The 16,204-nt window shown below is 70.1% G+C and carries 17 protein-coding genes; 7 read left to right on the top strand and 10 right to left on the bottom strand.

Features of this window, described 5'->3' with window-relative positions; translation table 11 throughout:
* Window positions 1-15: 15 nt before the first annotated feature.
* Window positions 16-1,347, bottom strand: a complete 1,332-nt coding sequence (locus tag FXO23_RS20965) for an APC family permease (protein ID WP_218952113.1) — start codon at window positions 1,345-1,347, stop codon at window positions 16-18.
* Entirely contained in the window at window positions 1,344-2,225 is an 882-nt protein-coding gene (locus tag FXO23_RS20960) for a carbon-nitrogen hydrolase family protein (protein WP_158887075.1), read from the bottom strand. Before FXO23_RS20960 ends, FXO23_RS20965 begins: the two co-directional genes overlap by 4 nt.
* A 106-nt stretch (window positions 2,226-2,331) precedes the next feature.
* Between FXO23_RS20960 and FXO23_RS20955 the strand changes: the two genes are divergently transcribed.
* From FXO23_RS20955 to FXO23_RS20940, 4 genes are all read left to right on the top strand, one after another.
* Window positions 2,332-3,069 carry a FadR/GntR family transcriptional regulator gene (locus tag FXO23_RS20955; RefSeq protein WP_158887074.1) on the top strand — a complete coding sequence of 246 codons (738 nt, stop codon included), beginning with the start codon at window positions 2,332-2,334 and terminating at the stop codon, window positions 3,067-3,069.
* 4 nt (window positions 3,070-3,073) lie between these two features.
* On the top strand, window positions 3,074-3,805 hold the full coding sequence (locus FXO23_RS20950) for an IclR family transcriptional regulator (RefSeq protein ID WP_158887073.1): 732 nt from the start codon (window positions 3,074-3,076) through the stop codon (window positions 3,803-3,805).
* Between the two features lie 152 nt (window positions 3,806-3,957).
* Entirely contained in the window at window positions 3,958-4,779 is an 822-nt protein-coding gene (locus FXO23_RS20945; RefSeq protein WP_158887072.1) for a S1 family peptidase, read from the top strand.
* 97 nt (window positions 4,780-4,876) lie between these two features.
* Entirely contained in the window at window positions 4,877-5,299 is a 423-nt protein-coding gene (locus tag FXO23_RS20940) for a VOC family protein (protein ID WP_158887071.1), read from the top strand.
* A gap of 75 nt (window positions 5,300-5,374) precedes the next feature.
* On the opposite strand, the gene FXO23_RS20935 is transcribed toward FXO23_RS20940, so the two are convergent.
* Entirely contained in the window at window positions 5,375-6,652 is a 1,278-nt protein-coding gene (locus FXO23_RS20935) for an aminotransferase family protein (RefSeq protein ID WP_246257609.1), read from the bottom strand.
* 133 nt (window positions 6,653-6,785) lie between these two features.
* Here FXO23_RS20935 and FXO23_RS20930 point away from each other — a divergent pair, with 133 nt between their 5' ends.
* Window positions 6,786-7,727, top strand: coding sequence for a ribose-phosphate diphosphokinase (locus tag FXO23_RS20930; protein WP_158887070.1), 942 nt, complete (start codon window positions 6,786-6,788; stop codon window positions 7,725-7,727).
* 338 nt (window positions 7,728-8,065) lie between these two features.
* On the opposite strand, the gene FXO23_RS20925 is transcribed toward FXO23_RS20930, so the two are convergent.
* Complete coding sequence (locus tag FXO23_RS20925) at window positions 8,066-8,497, bottom strand: nuclear transport factor 2 family protein (RefSeq protein ID WP_246257606.1); 432 nt, start codon at window positions 8,495-8,497, stop codon at window positions 8,066-8,068.
* Between the two features lie 174 nt (window positions 8,498-8,671).
* Between FXO23_RS20925 and FXO23_RS20920 the strand changes: the two genes are divergently transcribed.
* Window positions 8,672-9,523 (top strand): helix-turn-helix domain-containing protein, encoded by an 852-nt coding sequence (locus FXO23_RS20920; protein WP_179956826.1) that lies wholly within the window; start codon window positions 8,672-8,674, stop codon window positions 9,521-9,523.
* Between the two features lie 11 nt (window positions 9,524-9,534).
* Window positions 9,535-9,732 carry a DUF397 domain-containing protein gene (locus tag FXO23_RS20915; protein WP_158887068.1) on the top strand — a complete coding sequence of 66 codons (198 nt, stop codon included), beginning with the start codon at window positions 9,535-9,537 and terminating at the stop codon, window positions 9,730-9,732.
* On the opposite strand, the gene FXO23_RS20910 is transcribed toward FXO23_RS20915, so the two are convergent.
* The 6 genes from FXO23_RS20910 to FXO23_RS20885 form a co-directional block, all read right to left on the bottom strand.
* Window positions 9,729-10,895 (bottom strand): acyl-CoA dehydrogenase family protein, encoded by a 1,167-nt coding sequence (locus FXO23_RS20910; protein ID WP_158887067.1) that lies wholly within the window; start codon window positions 10,893-10,895, stop codon window positions 9,729-9,731. The two genes, FXO23_RS20915 and FXO23_RS20910, sit on opposite strands and share 4 nt — an antisense overlap.
* The gene (locus FXO23_RS20905) at window positions 10,895-12,073 is read right to left on the bottom strand and encodes a CaiB/BaiF CoA transferase family protein (RefSeq protein WP_158887066.1); all 1,179 of its coding nucleotides are present in this window, start codon (window positions 12,071-12,073) and stop codon (window positions 10,895-10,897) included. Before FXO23_RS20905 ends, FXO23_RS20910 begins: the two co-directional genes overlap by 1 nt.
* A gap of 86 nt (window positions 12,074-12,159) precedes the next feature.
* Window positions 12,160-13,602, bottom strand: a complete 1,443-nt coding sequence (locus FXO23_RS20900; RefSeq protein ID WP_158887065.1) for a M20/M25/M40 family metallo-hydrolase — start codon at window positions 13,600-13,602, stop codon at window positions 12,160-12,162.
* A gap of 144 nt (window positions 13,603-13,746) precedes the next feature.
* Window positions 13,747-14,700 (bottom strand): ornithine cyclodeaminase family protein, encoded by a 954-nt coding sequence (locus FXO23_RS20895; RefSeq protein WP_158887064.1) that lies wholly within the window; start codon window positions 14,698-14,700, stop codon window positions 13,747-13,749.
* Window positions 14,697-15,407, bottom strand: coding sequence for a GntR family transcriptional regulator (locus FXO23_RS20890; protein ID WP_218952112.1), 711 nt, complete (start codon window positions 15,405-15,407; stop codon window positions 14,697-14,699). Before FXO23_RS20890 ends, FXO23_RS20895 begins: the two co-directional genes overlap by 4 nt.
* A gap of 5 nt (window positions 15,408-15,412) precedes the next feature.
* Window positions 15,413-16,204: an SDR family NAD(P)-dependent oxidoreductase gene (locus FXO23_RS20885; protein WP_158887063.1), complete on the bottom strand. Its 792-nt coding sequence runs from the start codon at window positions 16,202-16,204 to the stop codon at window positions 15,413-15,415.

Below are 16,204 nucleotides of genomic sequence, written 5' to 3'. Positions count from 1 at the left end.
CACGACCCCGTTGTTTCAGCCCACCTTTTCCAGACCTGGTTCCGCGAAGGTCAGTTCCGGCGGCGGGACCCGGAAGAACCGGGTGAGCCAGGCCAGGTAGGCCACGCCGAGCGCCAGCCAGACCAGGCCCAGCACCAGCGCGGCGCCGTCCAGGTTGGCCAGCAGCCACACGTTCACCAGCGCGCCGATCGCCGGGCAGACCACAGTGGACAGAACCGGGCCGCGATGCCGGACGTACCGGGCGATCACGCTCAGGTTGACGAAGGTGAAGGCGGTGAACGCGCCGAAGTTGATGAACGACGTCGACGTGGACACGTCCAGCCCGAGCGCGATCAGGCCCACCCCGCCGGTCAGCGCGATCGCCACCGCCGGGGTGCGGAACCTCGGCTGCAGCACCCCGAACACCCGGCGCGGCAGCACCCCGTCCCGGCCCATCGCGTACAGCAGCCGGGACGCGCCCGCCTGCGCGGCCAGCCCGGCGGCGAACTGGGCGATCACCAGCCCCGCGAGCACGATCGCGGCGAAGAGGTTCCCGCCCAGGGCGACCGCGATCTCGAATCCGGCCGAGGACTCGTCGGTGAACGCGGCGCCGGGATGCACGAGCTGGACGGCGTAGGCCAGCACCACGAAGATCCCGCCGCCGATGAGCGCGCTGAGCACGATCGCGCGCGGGATCGTGCGGGCGGGATCGTGCGTCTCCTCGGTGAGCGTGGTGACCGCGTCGAACCCGAGGAACGAGTACGCGGCCAGCGCGGCGCCCGCGGAGATCGTGGCCACCGACGAACCCTGGTGGACGAACGGCGTCGCGCTGACCAGCGTTCCGCCGCCCGCGAGCACCTGGCGCACCGAGAGCGCGATGAAGAAGCCGACCACCAGGATCTGCCCGGCCATCAACAGGAAGTTGGCCTTCGCGGCCACCCGGATGCCCAGCACGTTCAGGACCGTGGTCAGCACGATGTACCCGATCAGCCAGGTCCAGCGCGGGACCCCGGGGAACTGCGCCGAGAGGTACGCCGTGCCGATCAGCCAGATGACCATCGGCAGGAAGAAGTAGTCCAGCAGCACGGCCCAGCCGACCAGGAAACCGAGCCGCGAATCGAGCGCGCGCCGGACGTAGGTGTAGGCCGATCCGGCGACCGGGTACGCCGCGGCCATCTTCCCGTAGCTGGCCGCGGTGAACAGCACGGCGACCAGCGCGAGGAGGTACGCCGTGGGCACGGTCCCGTCCGTCGCGCCGGCGACCACCCCGAACGTGCCGAGCACGATCAGCGGGGTCATCAGCCCGACGCCGAACAGCACCACCCCGCCGAGCCGCAACTGCCGGACCAGGCCGGGCTGGTCGCTCACCGGTCACCACCTCCCTGCGGATGCCACCGTGCCGGGTCGATTCTTCCTTGGTACAGCGGAAGTTCCACCGGCGAGTCGGCATCGGTGAACTGGTCCCACATCCGGTTCACCCCGGCGGTCCCCTCGGCGCGCACCCGGGAAACCTCGGCCAGGTCGAGCACATCGGTCAGCACGGCCGGTTCGTCCCCGGCGGTCTCGGCGCGGACCCGGCCCTCCGGATCGACGATCAGGCTCTGCCCGGTGCCGACCGGACCGGCGGTGTTCACGCTGACCACGAAGACCTGGTTGATGATCGCGTTCGCGCGGGCGAGCACCAGTTCCTGTTCGCGGTCCGGAGAGGTGGTGTGCACCGGGTTGATCACGACCTCGGCGCCGAGCCACGCGACGTGCCGGGTCAGCTCGGGGAACCACGAGTCGTAGCAGATCGCGAAGCCGACCCGCCCGGCCTCGGGCAGTTCGAAAACCACGAACCGGTCGCCCGGGGTGTACCGCTCGTACGGGCGCCACGGGAAGATCTTGCGGTAGGAGGCCACCAGCTCGCCCTCCGGGGAGAACGCGAGCGCGGTGTTGAAAACCTCGCCGCCCGCGCCGCGTTCGCACACGGTGCCCGGCACCAGCCAGACCTTCAGGTCACCGGCCAGCTCCGCGAGTCTGCGCGTTCGCGGGCCGGGGATGGGCTCGGCCGCGTCCCGGAGCCGTTCCCACTGCTCGGCGGGGGTGCCGCTGACCCCGCACAGATGCAGTTCCGGGTAGACGATCAGGCGCGTTTCCCCCTGCTGGGCCAGCAGGTTCGCCACTTCGGCGGGAAAGAGGTCCAGCGCCTGACCGGCGGGCAAGGCGGCCTGCTGGACGAGCGCGACGGGCAGTGGGCGCGGCATCGGTTACCTCCTGGCGACAGGTGAACAGAAAATAGTTCACTTTGATCACTTATACAAGAGTGCTCAAAATGACCTGTTTACGGACAGGGGTCGTAGAGTGGGCACCATGGCTGGTGTCGCCGAACTCGCAGCCGGCCTCAGCGCTCCCGCGCTGACCGGCATTCGAAGACTGTCCGCTTTGGACACCGTGCGCGCGCGGATCGCGATGGCCGTCGAGCTGGGCCTGCTCGTGCCCGGCGAACGGCTGCCGCCGAACGCGGACATCGCGCGGGCGCTCGACGTCGGTGAGATCACCGTGCGCCGGGCCCTGGTCTCGCTGTGCGAGGACGGGGTCCTGATGCGCAAGCGGGGGCGCGGCGGCGGCACCATGGTCGCCTCCGAACCGGCCCGCGGCAGGGTGCGCGAGATGGCCGCCTACCAGGAGGCGACGCAGGAGGTGCACGAGCTGATCGACCATCGGCTCGCGCTGGAATGCGGGCTCATCCACCTGGCCGCGGTCCGCGGCGAACCGGACCGGCTGGACGGGCTGCGCGATCTGGTGCGGCGGATGGACACCGCCACGAGCTGGGCCGAGTTCCACGAACTGGACGCGGAATTCCACCTCGCCGCGGCGGCCACGAGCGAACTCGCCTCGGCGCTGAAGCCGTACGCCGCCGTCCTGCGCGAGCTGTACCGCTACTTCTTGCCCTATCCGGTGGAATACCTGCACGAATCCAACACCGAACACGCCCAGCTGGTGGACGCGCTGGCCGCGCGCGATCCGGCCGCCGCGGTACGGATCGCCAGTGCCCACGTGGAAACCCTGCACGAAAGCATGTTCGTCGGGCTGGTGGGCAAGGGTTGACTCGGTGAGCACGGAAGAAACCGCGGCCCGCGAACATCGCACCGTTTCGCGGGTCACCACGATCCTGGAGGCCGTGGCCGCCGAACCCGGCGGGGTGCGGCTCGGCGTGCTCGCCGGGGCGCTGGACGCCCCGAAATCCTCGGTGCACGGGCTGGTCAAGGGGTTGGTGGCCACCGGATACCTGCGCGAACACGACGGCGGCTACCTGATCGGGCCCGCGTTGGCGGCGCTGCTGTCCACCGGGCGGCCCTCCCTGGTCGACGCGGCGCGCCCGGCGCTGGAGGAACTGCACGAGCGGTTCGACGAGACCGTGATGCTCGCGGCCCTGGTCGGCAGTTCCGTGGTGTACCTGGACACGATCGAATCGACCCGGCTGATCCGGTACTCGGCGCCGCGGCGCCGGCGGCGCCCGGTGTACCCCACCTCGTCCGGGAAGAGCCTGCTCGCGAATCTGGGCGAACGCCGGATCGACGCCTATTTGCGGGAACATTTTCCCGATCCCATTCGGGCCGCCGAAGTGGCCGCGGAATTGGCGCGAGTGCGGGCGGACGGAGTGGCGTTCAATCGCGGTGAGACCGCGCCGGATGTGTCCGCGGCGGCGAGTGTGGTGCGCGAGCACGGGCGGGTCGCGGCCAGTATCGCGGTGGCCGGTCCGAGCACCCGGATGGCCGCGAAACTCGACGTGATCGCGGTGGCGGTGCGCGAGGCCGCGGCCGGGGTGTCCCGCGCGCTGTGATCACGCGAATACGCGTTATTCATTCTGGTAAACGGGAAAATGGCAACTGGTAACGGGCGCCGACTTTCGTCGGGTACCAGGATTCGGTCATAACTCGCACCCTTCTTCACCAAGGCCGGCGAAAAGCGTCGGCAGGTGGGAGGAGATATCGGATGAGGACACGTTCTCTCGTCGCCGGTGTGCTGGCGGGTGCGGCCGCCGTGCTCGGCATGATCGCCCCTGCGTCGGCCGCGCAGCCGGGTGCCGGTGCGCAGCCGTTGATCGTGGGCGGTGAGGACGCGACGGAAACCTACAGCTTCATGGGCTCCATGCAGACCACCGACGGCGACCACAACTGCGGTGCGTCGCTGATCAACTCCGAGTGGCTGGTCACCGCCGCGCACTGCGTGACCGACCCGTCCACCAACAAGCCGCACGACCCGAGCCAGTGGCAGTACCGGATCGGCACCACCGACCGCACCCAGGGCGGCGAGGTGGCCAAGGTGGACAAGTTCATCGCGCACGAGAAGTGGGACTGGAACGGGCCCGGCCAGTACGACATCGCGGTGGCGCACCTGGCCGCGCCGGTCAAGGCGGCGCCGATCGAGATCGGCAAGTCGCCGGCGCCGGGCGCCGACGTGCGGGAGATCGGCTGGGGCCTGACCTGCCCGAACCGCGGCTGCGGGGACGCCCCGGTCAAGCTGCAGCAGCTCGACACCAAGATCGCCGAGGACGCGAAGTGCGGTTCGCAGTACGACGCGGAGAGCGAACTGTGCATGGACAACAAGGGCGGCAAGGCCAGCGCCTGCTACGGCGACTCGGGCGGCCCGGCGGTGGTCAAGGACGGCGACAAGTGGACGCTCGTCGGCGCGACCAGCCGGGGCCAGACCGCGAGCTGCCCGGAGAAGGAAGGCATCTACACCGACGTTACGGCCTACACCGACTGGATCTCGCAGCAAACCGGTAAGCAGGCCGGTACGGCACAGCGCGGCTAGCTGGTTCCGTATCGGTCGCAGGCGGTGGATGCCCTCCCACACCCGGGCATCCACCGCCTGTCCCATTTCTGTCGGTGTGCCGGGTTACCGTCCCGGCATGGCTTATGACTTCCAGGTCGTCATCGACTCCGCGGACCCGCACACCCTCGCCGACTGGTGGGCCGAGGCGCTCGGCTGGGCGGTGGAGCCCACCGACGAGGCGTTCATCCGCCGGATGGTCGCCGAGGGCCACGCCGCCGAGGACGACACCACGACCCACCACGGCAAGCTCGTCTGGGCGGTGGGCGCGGCGATCCGCCATCCGGAGTCCGGGCGGCGGATCCTGTTCATGCGCGTGCCGGAGCCGAAGACGGTGAAGAACCGGGTCCACCTGGACGTGTCCGTCGGCGCGGACAACCAGGAGGCCGAGCTGACCCGCCTGACCGGCCTGGGCGCGAAGTTCTCGCACCGGGGCAGTCAGGGCCCGTACACCTGGATCACGCTCACCGACCCCGAGGGCAACGAACTCTGCCTGACCTAGCCGGGCGGAGTCGTGAGTGTTTGGACCGGTTCCAACCGGCCGGAACACTCACGACCCCCACTTCGGCTTGCTCGCCTAGAGGTCGGCTCGCAGCCGGTCGAGGCTCGCGGGGATCGCGGTGGCGAGCAGGTCCAGCTCGGGCTCGCCCGCGATCAGGGGCGGGGAGAGCGCGATGCCCTTCGCCAGCGGGCGGACCAGCACGCCCTCCGCGCGCAGGGCGCGCTGCCACCGCTGCGGTGCGCCGGGGTTCGCCTCGAGCACGTCCGGCGCCAGGTCGACGCCCGCGACGAACCCGAGCCCGGACCGAACGTCCCCGACGAGAGCGTGGTCGGAGAGCCCGGAAAGCGCGTCGGCCAGCGGTTTCTCCAGTTCCCGCCCGCGCGGGATGAGGCCCTCGCGTTCGTAGATGTCCAGCGCGGCGAGGCCCGCGGCGCACGCGGCCGGGTGTCCCGCGTAGGTCGGGCCGTGCCGCAGCACCGGCGCGCCCGGCTCCCCGGTGAAGAACGGTTCGGCGACGTGCGGCGCCACGATCGTCGCGCCGAGCGGCACGGTTCCGCCGGTGATGCCCTTCGCCACGGTGATCAGATCCGGTTCGACCTGCCACCGGTCGACCCCGAACCAGGTGCCCAGCCGCCCGAATCCGGTGATGACGCAGTCGGCGACGAACAGCACGCCGTGGCGGCGGCAGATCTGGGCGACCGCGTCGACGTACCCGTCCGGCGGCAGCAGCACCCCACCGGCCCCGATCACCGGCTCGCAGAAGAAGGCCGCGACCCGGTCCGCGCCGAGCCGCTGGATCTCGGCCTCCAGCGCGGCCGCGTCGTCGTGCGGAACGTGCGAGAAGCCACCGGGCAACGGCCCGATCCCGGTGCCGTTGGCCGCGATCCCGCCGACCGCGGTGCCGAACCCGTGCGTGCCGTGGTAACCCTGCGTCCGCCCGATGACGTGCGTCTTCTCCGGCTCGCCGCGTTGCACGAAGTACGCGCGGGCGATCTTCACCGCGGTGTCGATCGCGTCGCCGCCACCGGACACGAAGAAGACCTTGGAGTCCCGGACCGGCGCGAGCGCGGCGACCCGCTCGGCGAGTGCGAGCGCGGGTTCGTTGGCGTAGTAGCCGAAGATGCCGTACGCGTCCAGGGTGCGCAGCTGGCGCCCGACGGCCTCCGCGATCTCCGCCCGGCCGTGGCCGAAGTTGGCGTACCAGAGCGACGCCGTCGCGTCGAAGTACCGCTCGCCCGCGGTGTCCCAGACGTAGGACCCTTCGCCGCGCGTGAGCACGAACCGGTCCCCGTCGACCGCACCCATGTCCGCGAACGGATGCCACAACGGGTTCGTCGATTGTGCCGTCGTCATCGGTGTTCCTCCTCGGCTTCGGGCGATCATGGTCTATCGTCGCGCACGAGGGCGCCGATCATGAACACTCCATCGTGCACAGAATCGGCGCGAGGATTGGCCAATCCGGCCCTACCGACGAACGGGAGATCCCGTGCGGGAAATCGTCATCTTCAGCGGTTCGGCGCACCAGGAACTGGCGGAGGAGATCTGCGGCCACCTCGACGTGCCGCTCTCCCCGACCCGGGTGACGCGTTTCGCCAACGACTGCCTCGAGGTGCAGTTGCAGGCCAACTGCCGCGAGCGGGACGTGTTCCTGATCCAGCCGCTGGTGCCGCCGGTGCAGGAGAACCTGGTCGAACTGCTGCTCATGCTGGACGCCGCGCGGGGCGCGTCGGCCGCGCGCACCACCGTGGTGATGCCGCATTTCGCCTACGCGCGGTCGGACAAGAAGGACGCGCCGCGGATCTCCATCGGCGGGCGGCTGGTCGCCGATCTGCTGGTCACCGCGGGCGCGGACCGGGTGCTCACGATGACCCTGCACGCGCCGCAGGTGCACGGTTTCTTCAGCGTGCCGGTGGATCACCTGCACGCGCTGAGCGAACTCGCCGAGCACTTCCGCGGCCGCGACCTGAGCGACACGGTCGTGGTGTCGCCGGATCTGGGCAACGCGAAGGCCGCGTCCGCGTTCGCGCGTCGCCTGGGCGTGCCGGTGGCCGCGGGCGCGAAGCAGCGGTTCGCCGACGACAAGGTGGCGATCAGTTCGATCATCGGCGACGTCGAGGGCCGGGACGTGATCGTGCTCGACGACGAGATCGCCCGGGGCAGCACGATCATCGAACTGCTGGACCGGCTCCGGGAACAGAACGTGAAGTCGATCCGGGTCGCCTGCACGCACGGCCTGTTCGCCGCCGGAGCCCTGGACCGCATCGGCGGCCAGGCGGACGTGCTGGAGATCGTGTGCACGAACACCGTGCCGATCCCCGCCGAGAAGCGCTCGCCGAAACTCGAGGTGCTGTCCGTGGCCTCCGCCCTGGCCGAAGCCATGAGCCGCATCCACAACGGGGAATCCGTGAGTTCGCTGTTCCACGACTGAGCCCGCGAGTCGACTCGGAGTAGCTCCCCCAATGTGGCTTTCGGGGCGTTGAGGGTTACGAACGCCGCATTGGGTACACGGCTTGCCGGGGACCCGGCACTTTGGGAGAAGAGTGCCCTCGTTGCATGCGCAAGCACCCGCACTTCGCCGACGAAGTGCGCCCCCACCCGGTACCGAAGTCCCCCAATGTGGCATTGGGGGCGTTGAAGGTACCCAACGCCGCATTGGGGACATCCGAACACCACCGCAGAAGCCCTGCCGAGAAAACCGCACTCGGGCACGCGAGTTCCCCGTTCCGGTCGCCCGAGTCCCGCATTTCGGTCGCGCGAGTTCCCCGTTCAGGTAGCCGCGAGCGTCGCCGCAACGGCGGCGGGATCCCAGTAGTAGGGCCGGAACTCGGTCACCAGGCCGTCCCGGACCGTGTTCAGCTGCAGCAGTGTCGTGTCGATCGCCCGGCCGGTCGCGCGGGCGGTGAAGCACACCCGGAGGAACACCGCGATCCGGTCACCCTCGGCCACCTGCCGCTGGTCCAGGAAGTCGATGGACGCCCACGCGTCGCTCATCGCACCCAGGAACCGCTCGATGCCCGCGTGCCCGCGCCAGATCCCGCCATAGGGCAGACCCGGCTGGGAATACAGCACCACCTCCGGATCCAGGCAGGCCGCGATACCGCCGAAGTCCGCCCTGCCGGGCCCGCCCGCGGCCACGTAGTCCCGTTCGGCCGCATAGAAGCGGTCCAGCACCGCCATCGCGTCACTCGCCAGCGTCATGTGCCCAGCCAACCCGATTCCCGCCAGAAGAACCGGCGCTTTTCGGACCTGTACTTCGGTCCGGGGAGCCGAAAGTGGCAGCACTTTCGGGTTTCTGTACGGAATACCGGAAATTCCGGTTCTGTCGGGGGTGGATGAAACAATGGGCCACCCTTGCACAGAGAGGTTTCTGCGTTGTCCGGAAAGAGCAACACCAATCGGAACAAGCGCCGCCTGGGACGCAAACTCCGCGAGATGCGGGAACGCGCCGACATGACCTTGAACGAAGCCGCGGCCAGACTCGACAAGACCCGCACCAGCATGCACCGGATCGAAACCGGCGAGACCCTGGCCGACGTGCACCTGATCCGCACCATGATGGACATCTACGACGAGCGCGACGACAGCCTACTCGACCTTTCCCGCGCGGCCAGGAAACGGGGCTGGTGGTACCCCTACCTCGGCCCCACCACCGAACCCAGCTATGTCGAAGACGAGGCAGCGGCCAGCCGCGTGTTGTCCTTCGCGGTGACCACCATTCCCGGACTGCTGCAGACCGAGGACTACACCCGCGCGCTCTTCGCCGGTTTACACAATTCCTTGCGGGAATCGCGAGTCGAGGACCTGGTGACCGTGCGACGGATTCGCCAGGAACGCTTGTCCGACGAGGAAAACCCGCTGCACGTGCACGCGGTGATCGACGAGTTGGCGCTGCTCCGGCAGGTGGGCGGGCGCGAGGTGATGCGCGACCAGTTACGGCACCTGATCGAGATGGCCAACCTGCCGACGGTGACACTCCAGGTGCTTCCGTCACGCCTCGGCGCGCACAGCTCCATGGAAGGCGCGTTCACCGTGCTGAGCTTCCCCGAACCCGACGAACCCGATGTGCAGTACGTGAGCTACCGAGGCGGCAGAGCGCGCATTGATAAACCCGATCGGGTGAGAGAGACTAGATTGGTCTTCGATCACCTGAGCGCGATCGCCTTGGCTCCGGAGGAGTCGGCCCGGCCGCTCGAGGAGGTGATCGCCGAACGGTACGACGCCTGAAGGGAACGGCAATGCCAGCAGCCGCCGATCTGACCACTGCGGTATGGCGCAAGAGCAGCCGGTCCAGCGCCATCTCAGATCAAGACGAATGCGTCGAGGTGGCGTTCGTCGAGCCTGCCGTCGCGGTGCGGGATTCCAAGCGGCCCGAGGGTGGCGCGCTCGTCCTCCCGGCCGCCGCGTGGCGGCACTTCGTCCGCGCGCTGGCCTAGTACGACTTGGGCAACCCCAGCACGTGCTGGGAGACGTAGTTCAGCACCATCTCCTGGCTCACCGGGGCGATCCGCATCAGCCGCGCCTCCCGGAAATAGCGTTCCACGTGGTATTCCTTCGAATACCCCATCCCGCCGAGCGTCTGCAGCGCACGATCGGTGGCCTGGAAGGCCGCGTCGGCGCACAGGTACTTCGCCGTGTTCGCCTCCGCACCGCAGGACATCCCGTTGTCGTACCGCCACGCCGCCTGCCGGGCCGCCAGCCGCGCCGCGTCCAGCCGCATCCACGCGTCCGCCAGCGGGAACGCGATGCCCTGGTTCTTCCCGATCGGCCGACCGAACACCTCGCGCTGCCGCGCGTACTCCGCCGCCCGCTCCAGCGCGACCCGCCCGATCCCCAGCGCCTCGTGGGCGAGCAGGATGCGCTCCGGGTTCAGCCCGTCCAGCAGGTACCGGAACCCCGCGCCCTCCTCGCCGATCCGCGCCGTCGCGGGCACCCGCAGCCCGTCCAGGAACACCTCGTTGGACGCCACCGCGTTGCGCCCCATCTTCGGGATCGGGCGAATGTCCACAGCGGACGGATCGAGATCGGCCAGGAACAGGGTCATCCCGTCGGTGGGCTTGGCGACCTCGTCGCGCGGGGTGGTCCGGGTCAGCAGCACGATCTTCTGCGCGTCCCCGGCCTTGGTGATCCACACCTTCCGCCCGTCGATCACGTAGTCGTCGCCGTCGCGCCGGGCGAACGTGGTCACCCGCGTGGTGTCGGTCCCCGCGTTCGGCTCGGTGACGCCGAAGCACACGTGCAGGCTGCCGTCCACCACTCCGGGCAGCACTTCCGCGCGCAGCCGGGGCGTGCCGTGCTTGACGATCGTGTTGATGCCGAAGATCGTCAGGTGCATCGTCGAGCAGCCGTTCATCGCCGCCCCGGACGCGGCGACCTCCTCCAGCAGGATCGCCGCCTCGGCGACGCCGAGCCCGCCCCCGCCGTACTCCTCCGGGATCGCGATGCCCAGCCATCCGGCGTCGGCGAACGCCCGGTAGAAATCCCAGGGAAACTCGTGCTTCTCGTCCTTTTCGGACCAGTAGTCGTCGCCGAACTTCCCGGCGAGTTCGGCGACCGCCGCCTGGATCGCCCGCTGGTCCTCGGTGAGCCGGAAATCCATCAGTCCTCCCCGAATTCGGCGATTTCCGCCGCGCTGTAGCCGATCTCGGCGAGCACCTCGGCGGTGTGCTGCCCCAGCATCGGCGGCGGCGCGGACGGCCGGGCCGGGGTTTCCGAGGCCTTCACCGGGAACCCGGTGCCGTAGTAGGTGCCCACCCCCGGATGCGGCAGTTGCACGATCTGCTCGCGCTCGGCGGCCCACGGATCGGCGTACACCTCGTCGATCGTGCTGATCGGACCGGCGGGAATGCTGGCCGCGTCGAACGTCTTCAGCCAGTCCGCGACGGTCCTGGTGACCAGGACCTCGGAGAGCAGCCGGTTCAGCTCCTCCCGGTGCGCCGCGCGATCGGCGTTGCGGGCGAACCGCGGATCCTCGGCGATGTCCAGTCCGAGCACCGCGCAGAACACCCGCCAGAGCTTCTCGCTGCCGACCGCGATGATCAGCCAGCCGTCGGAGGCCGGATACGCCTGGTACGGCACGATGCTCGGATGCGCCGAGCCCATCCGCCGGGGCCGCTCGGCGTCGTAGAACGTGGCGCCCGCCGCGTACACGTGCCACGCGAGTTGCGCGTCGAGCAGCGACACGTCCAGGTACTGCCCGCGGCCGGTGGTGTGCCGCGCCTGCAACGCCATCAGCACCGCGATGATCGCCCAGGTGCCCGCGTTGAGGTCCGCGACCGGCAGGCCGACCTTCGCGGGCGCGCCGTCCGGCTCCCCGGTCAGCCCCATCACGCCGCCCATGCCCTGCGCCACCAGGTCGTATCCCGGCCGGTCGCGGTACGGGCCGGTCTGCCCGAACCCGGTGATCGAGACGTGGATCAGCCGCGGGTTCAACTCGGCGAGCGAGTCGTACCCGAGCCCCCACTTCTCCAGGGTGCCCGGCCGGAAGTTCTCCACCAGCACGTCGGCGCGGGCCACCAGGCGGCGGACCGCCTCGCGCCCGCGCTCGCTCTTCAGGTCGAGCACGATCCCGCGCTTGTTCCGGTTGGCGGCGAGGAAGTACACCGCCTCCCCGGCCTCGCCCACGAACGGCGGCCCCCACAGCCGGGTGTCGTCGCCGTGCCCCGGCGGTTCCACCTTGATGACGTCCGCACCCATCTCGCCGAGGTACTGCGTGCAGTACGGCCCGGCCAGGATCCGGGAGAGGTCGAGCACCCGCAGGCCGTCCAGCGGTCGCACCGGCCGATCACCTCCTGTTCGTATATACGAACGCAAGTTCGTGACTCAGAACGAGGCTAGCAGGAGGTGATCGGCCCGCGGCGTGCTCAGGGTGCGGGTATCGGGAAACTCACCGGGCTGCGGCGCCCGGTCCGGTCGATCGCCCGGACGCCGAAGAACACGTTGTCCTTGGACAGCGGCACCGAGTACGCGGTGACGTCACCGACCGGAATCCGGTGGGTCCAGTCCGCGGCCGTGGTGGGCCGCCACACCACCTCGTACCCGGCGAGATCGGCCTCGGCGCCGCGCTCCCAGACCAGCTCGGTGGCGTTGGTCAGCGCGCTCGTGCGGATCCTGACCCCCTTCGGCGTGCCCGGCGCGTTCGCGAGCGACCACAGCACGGCGGCGTTGACCCGGGTGACCCCGGCCAGGTAAGGGAAATCGCAGAACTCGATCAGGTCGCCGTACTGGATTCCGTTCTCCACCCGGACGTCCTGGTGCTGGTGCGCGTAGTTCTCGTGCGGTTCGGTGAACCGGGCCGCCGGGAAACCCTGTTGCAGGAACGGAATGTGGTCGCCGCCGCGCAGGTAGCGGTCCCGCCGGTAGACGACCCGCACGGTCATCCCGGTCACGCCGTTCGAAGCCACGTCCACGGCGAACCGGGCCAGCTGCCGGGAAGGCGAATCGTTCTCCCCGCCCACCGACTGCCGGGTCGCGGCCTGCTCCGGGGTTTCCGAGGTCGGCACGCCTTCGGCGAACAGCCGCACCACGCCCGGCTCGCGGGTGCCGTCGTCCGCGGTCGGGCTGCCGACGATGTCGTTGGTGAACATCGCCTGCACGTCGCTGCCCGCGCCCTTGAGTTCCTTGGCGAGGTGCGCGGCGCCGTAGAGCCCCTGCTCCTCCCCGGCGACCGCGACGAACAGGATCGTCGCCTCGGGGGCGCGGGTGGCCATGATCCGCGCCATCTCCAGCACCGCGGCCACCCCGGACGCGTCGTCGTCGGCGCCGGGCGCGTCGCTCGTGGCGTTCATCGGATCGCCGCACCGCGAGTCGTAGTGCCCGGAGACGACGTAGATCCGGCCGGGCGAACCGGTTCCGCGCAGGGTGGCGAGGACGTTGGTGATCCGCGTCGGCTCCGGGACGCGGGGCGACGGGGGCTGGATGAACGACTGCTGCCGCACGGTCATCCGCCCGCCGGAAGCCGCCGCGTAGCGCTGCATCTCGGCGAACAGCCAGTCCCGGGCGGCGCCGATGCCGCGCACCGGGTCGGTCTGGCTGGACAGCGTGTGCCGGGTCCCGAAGGACACCAGCTTGCGCACGGTCGCCTCGAGGCGGCGCGGGTCGACCTCGGCGAGGATGCGGCGCAGTTCCTTGTCCGGGGTTTGCTTGCGGATCCGCTCACCCGGCCCGTCGGGCCAGTCGCGGCCGCCGGTGAGTTCCGCGGGCTCGGCGGTGGCCGCCGGGGTGACGGCGGTGGCCGCCCCGAGGGCGGCGGAGGCGGTGAGGAAGGTTCGTCTGGTCGTGCCGGTTTTGCCAGGATTTTCGGACATTCTTCGGGTTGTACGCCGGTCCCCCGGCCACGTCCAGAGACGTCCGTAGGGTCGCGGGGTTCCTCCTCCCCATGTGTCATGAGGGGACCCCTCCAGACAAATTTTGTCCGGAGGGGTCCCCTCATGACAGTCGCCGAGGAGGGGTCAGGGGTGGGCGTGGACGACGGCCCAGGCGGCGGCCGCGTCCTGCACGCCCACGCCGGTGCTGTTGTAGAAGAGGATGTCCCGCGACCGCACCCGGGCGGTGGCCTTGCCGAGCAGCACCTCGCCCAGCTGCACCAGATCCGGCTCCCGCAGCAGCCCGGCGGACAAGGCGTCGATCACCGGGCCCGCGTGGGTGACCGCGGTTTCCGCGTGGTCCACGGCGATCGCGTTCGCCCGGGCCAGCACGCTCCGGTCGACCTCGCGGCGGTGCGCTTCGAACGAACCGACGGAGAGCACCGTGCAGCCCGGCGCGAGATCCTCGGCGCCCAGCACCGGCTCGGTGCTCGTCGTGCACAGCGCGATCAGATCGGCGCCGCGCACCGCGTCCGCGACACCGGCGACGGGTTCGACCTCGAACCCGAGTTCCTCGGTCAGCGCCGCCGCCGCGGCCACTCGCCGCGATTCGCTCCGCCCGCAGATCCGGACGCGACGGGGTTTGCGCACCGCGGCCAGCGTCCGCACGTGCGCGACGCCCTGCGCCCCGCAGCCGATCACGGCCAGGTCGTCGGCATCCGGATTGGCCAGGACGTCCGCCGCGACCGCGCTCGCCGCCGAGGTCCGGATCGTGGTGATCGCGCCGCCGTCGAGCACGGCCACCGGCACCCCGGTTTCCGGGTCCAGCACGATGATCAGGCCGTTGATGCTCGCCAGCCCGCGCCCCGCGTTGCCCGGGTTGAAGCTGATGAACTTGCACACCGGACCGGTGTCCGCGGACACCCGCGCGGTGTAGGTGAGCGTCCGCGAACCGTCCTCGGCGGGCATCATGGTCTTCTCCGGCATCCGCGCGGATCCGCTGCCCAGCGCGGCGAACGCGCGCCGCTGCGATTCGATCGCCCGGGGCACGTCGAGCACGGCCTGGATGTCGGCGGCGCTGTAGAAGCGCGGCGAGTTCATGGGCCCGCCCTCCGTTCGTAGGCCGCGAGCAGCTGCTTTTCGGCGGCTCGCAGGTACGCCTCCAGCGCGCGTTCGGCGAGATCGAACCGGCCCCGGTCGAGGTGGCTCACGATCCGCTGGTGGCGTTTGATGTAGGGCTCGAAGAACGCCCGCGTGTGCTCGGCGAGCACGAAGAACAGCCGGGTCTCGGCGAGCACCTGGCGCGCGGTCGCGCTGATCCGCTCGCTTCCGGCCAGATCGGCGACGGCCTGGTGGAAGTGCATGCTCGCGGTGCCGACCGCCCGCCACTGTTCGGCCTCGGCCGCGCTCCGGCCGTCCGCGACCGCGAGCGCCAGCGCGGAGGTGTCCACGTGTTCGCGCTCGGCGGCCTGCCGGATCGCCGCGCCTTCGATCATCCGGCGGGCCTGGTAGAGATCCCGGATGTCGGCCGCGGTCAGCTCGCGGACGAACACCCCGCGGTTGAGTTCGTGCACGGCGAGCCGCTCGTGCGCGAGCAGCTGGAACGCCTCGCGCAACGTGTTGCGCGAGACCCCGAGTGCGGCGCCGATCGCGGGTTCGGAAAGCCTGGTGCCGGGCGGGAAAACGCCCTCGGTGATCTGGCGGCGCAGGATCGTGGCCACCCGCTCCGCGGTGCCGCTGCGGGCCAGCAGGTGTTTTTCTCCGCGCAGCGGTTCGGCGAAGTCCATTGTGGACACTGCGTCGCCCATCGCGGTTACCGGACCCCGAGTTCGAAATCGAGGCTGTACCGGTCACCCGGCATCGCGCCCGCGGCCTTCGCCCCGTCGATCGGCAGCGCGACGCCGTTGACGAACCGGGATTCGTCGCTCGCCAGGAACACCACGGCCTTGGCGACCTCCCACGCCTCGCCGACCCGCGCGGCCGGGGTGCTGGCCACGAGCCGGTGCTGCTTCGCCTCGAACTCGTCCGGCGAGGCGAGCGTGGCGCGCAGCATGTCGGTGTCGATCGCGCCCGGATTCACCGTGTTGGCGCGGATTCCCTGTGCCGCGTGCGCCACGGCGATCGATTTCGTCAGGCCGACCAGCGCGTGCTTGGTCGCGTTGTACACCGGATCGCCGGGACGCCCCATCACGCCGCCGTTGGACGACGTGGTGATGATGCTGCCCGACCGGCGTTCGAGCATGTGCGGCAGCACCGCCCGGGTGCCGAGGAAGGCCGCGCGCACGTTCAGGGCGAAGATGTTGTCGAAGTCCTCGAGCGTGGTCTCCACCAGGGGCTTGCCGAGGTGGATCCCGACATTGTTGAACAATACGTCGATCCGACGAGTCTCCCGGAGGACTGTCTCCACGAAGGATCCGACCTGGTCCTCGTCGGTCGCGTCCACAATGGTGTGCGAGTAGTTCGCGGCGTCCAGCCGTTTCGCGGGCTCGCGGATGTCGCTCGCGTACACCGTCGCGCCCTCGGCGAGGAATTCCTCCACGGTGGCCAGGCCGATCCCCCGGGCACCCCCGAACACCACCGCCACCTTGCCGGCCAGCCTCGCCAT

Source organism: Amycolatopsis anabasis, assembly GCF_009765355.1.
GTDB lineage: Bacteria > Actinomycetota > Actinomycetes > Mycobacteriales > Pseudonocardiaceae > Amycolatopsis > Amycolatopsis anabasis.
This window is presented reverse-complemented; position numbering and strand designations above follow the sequence as displayed.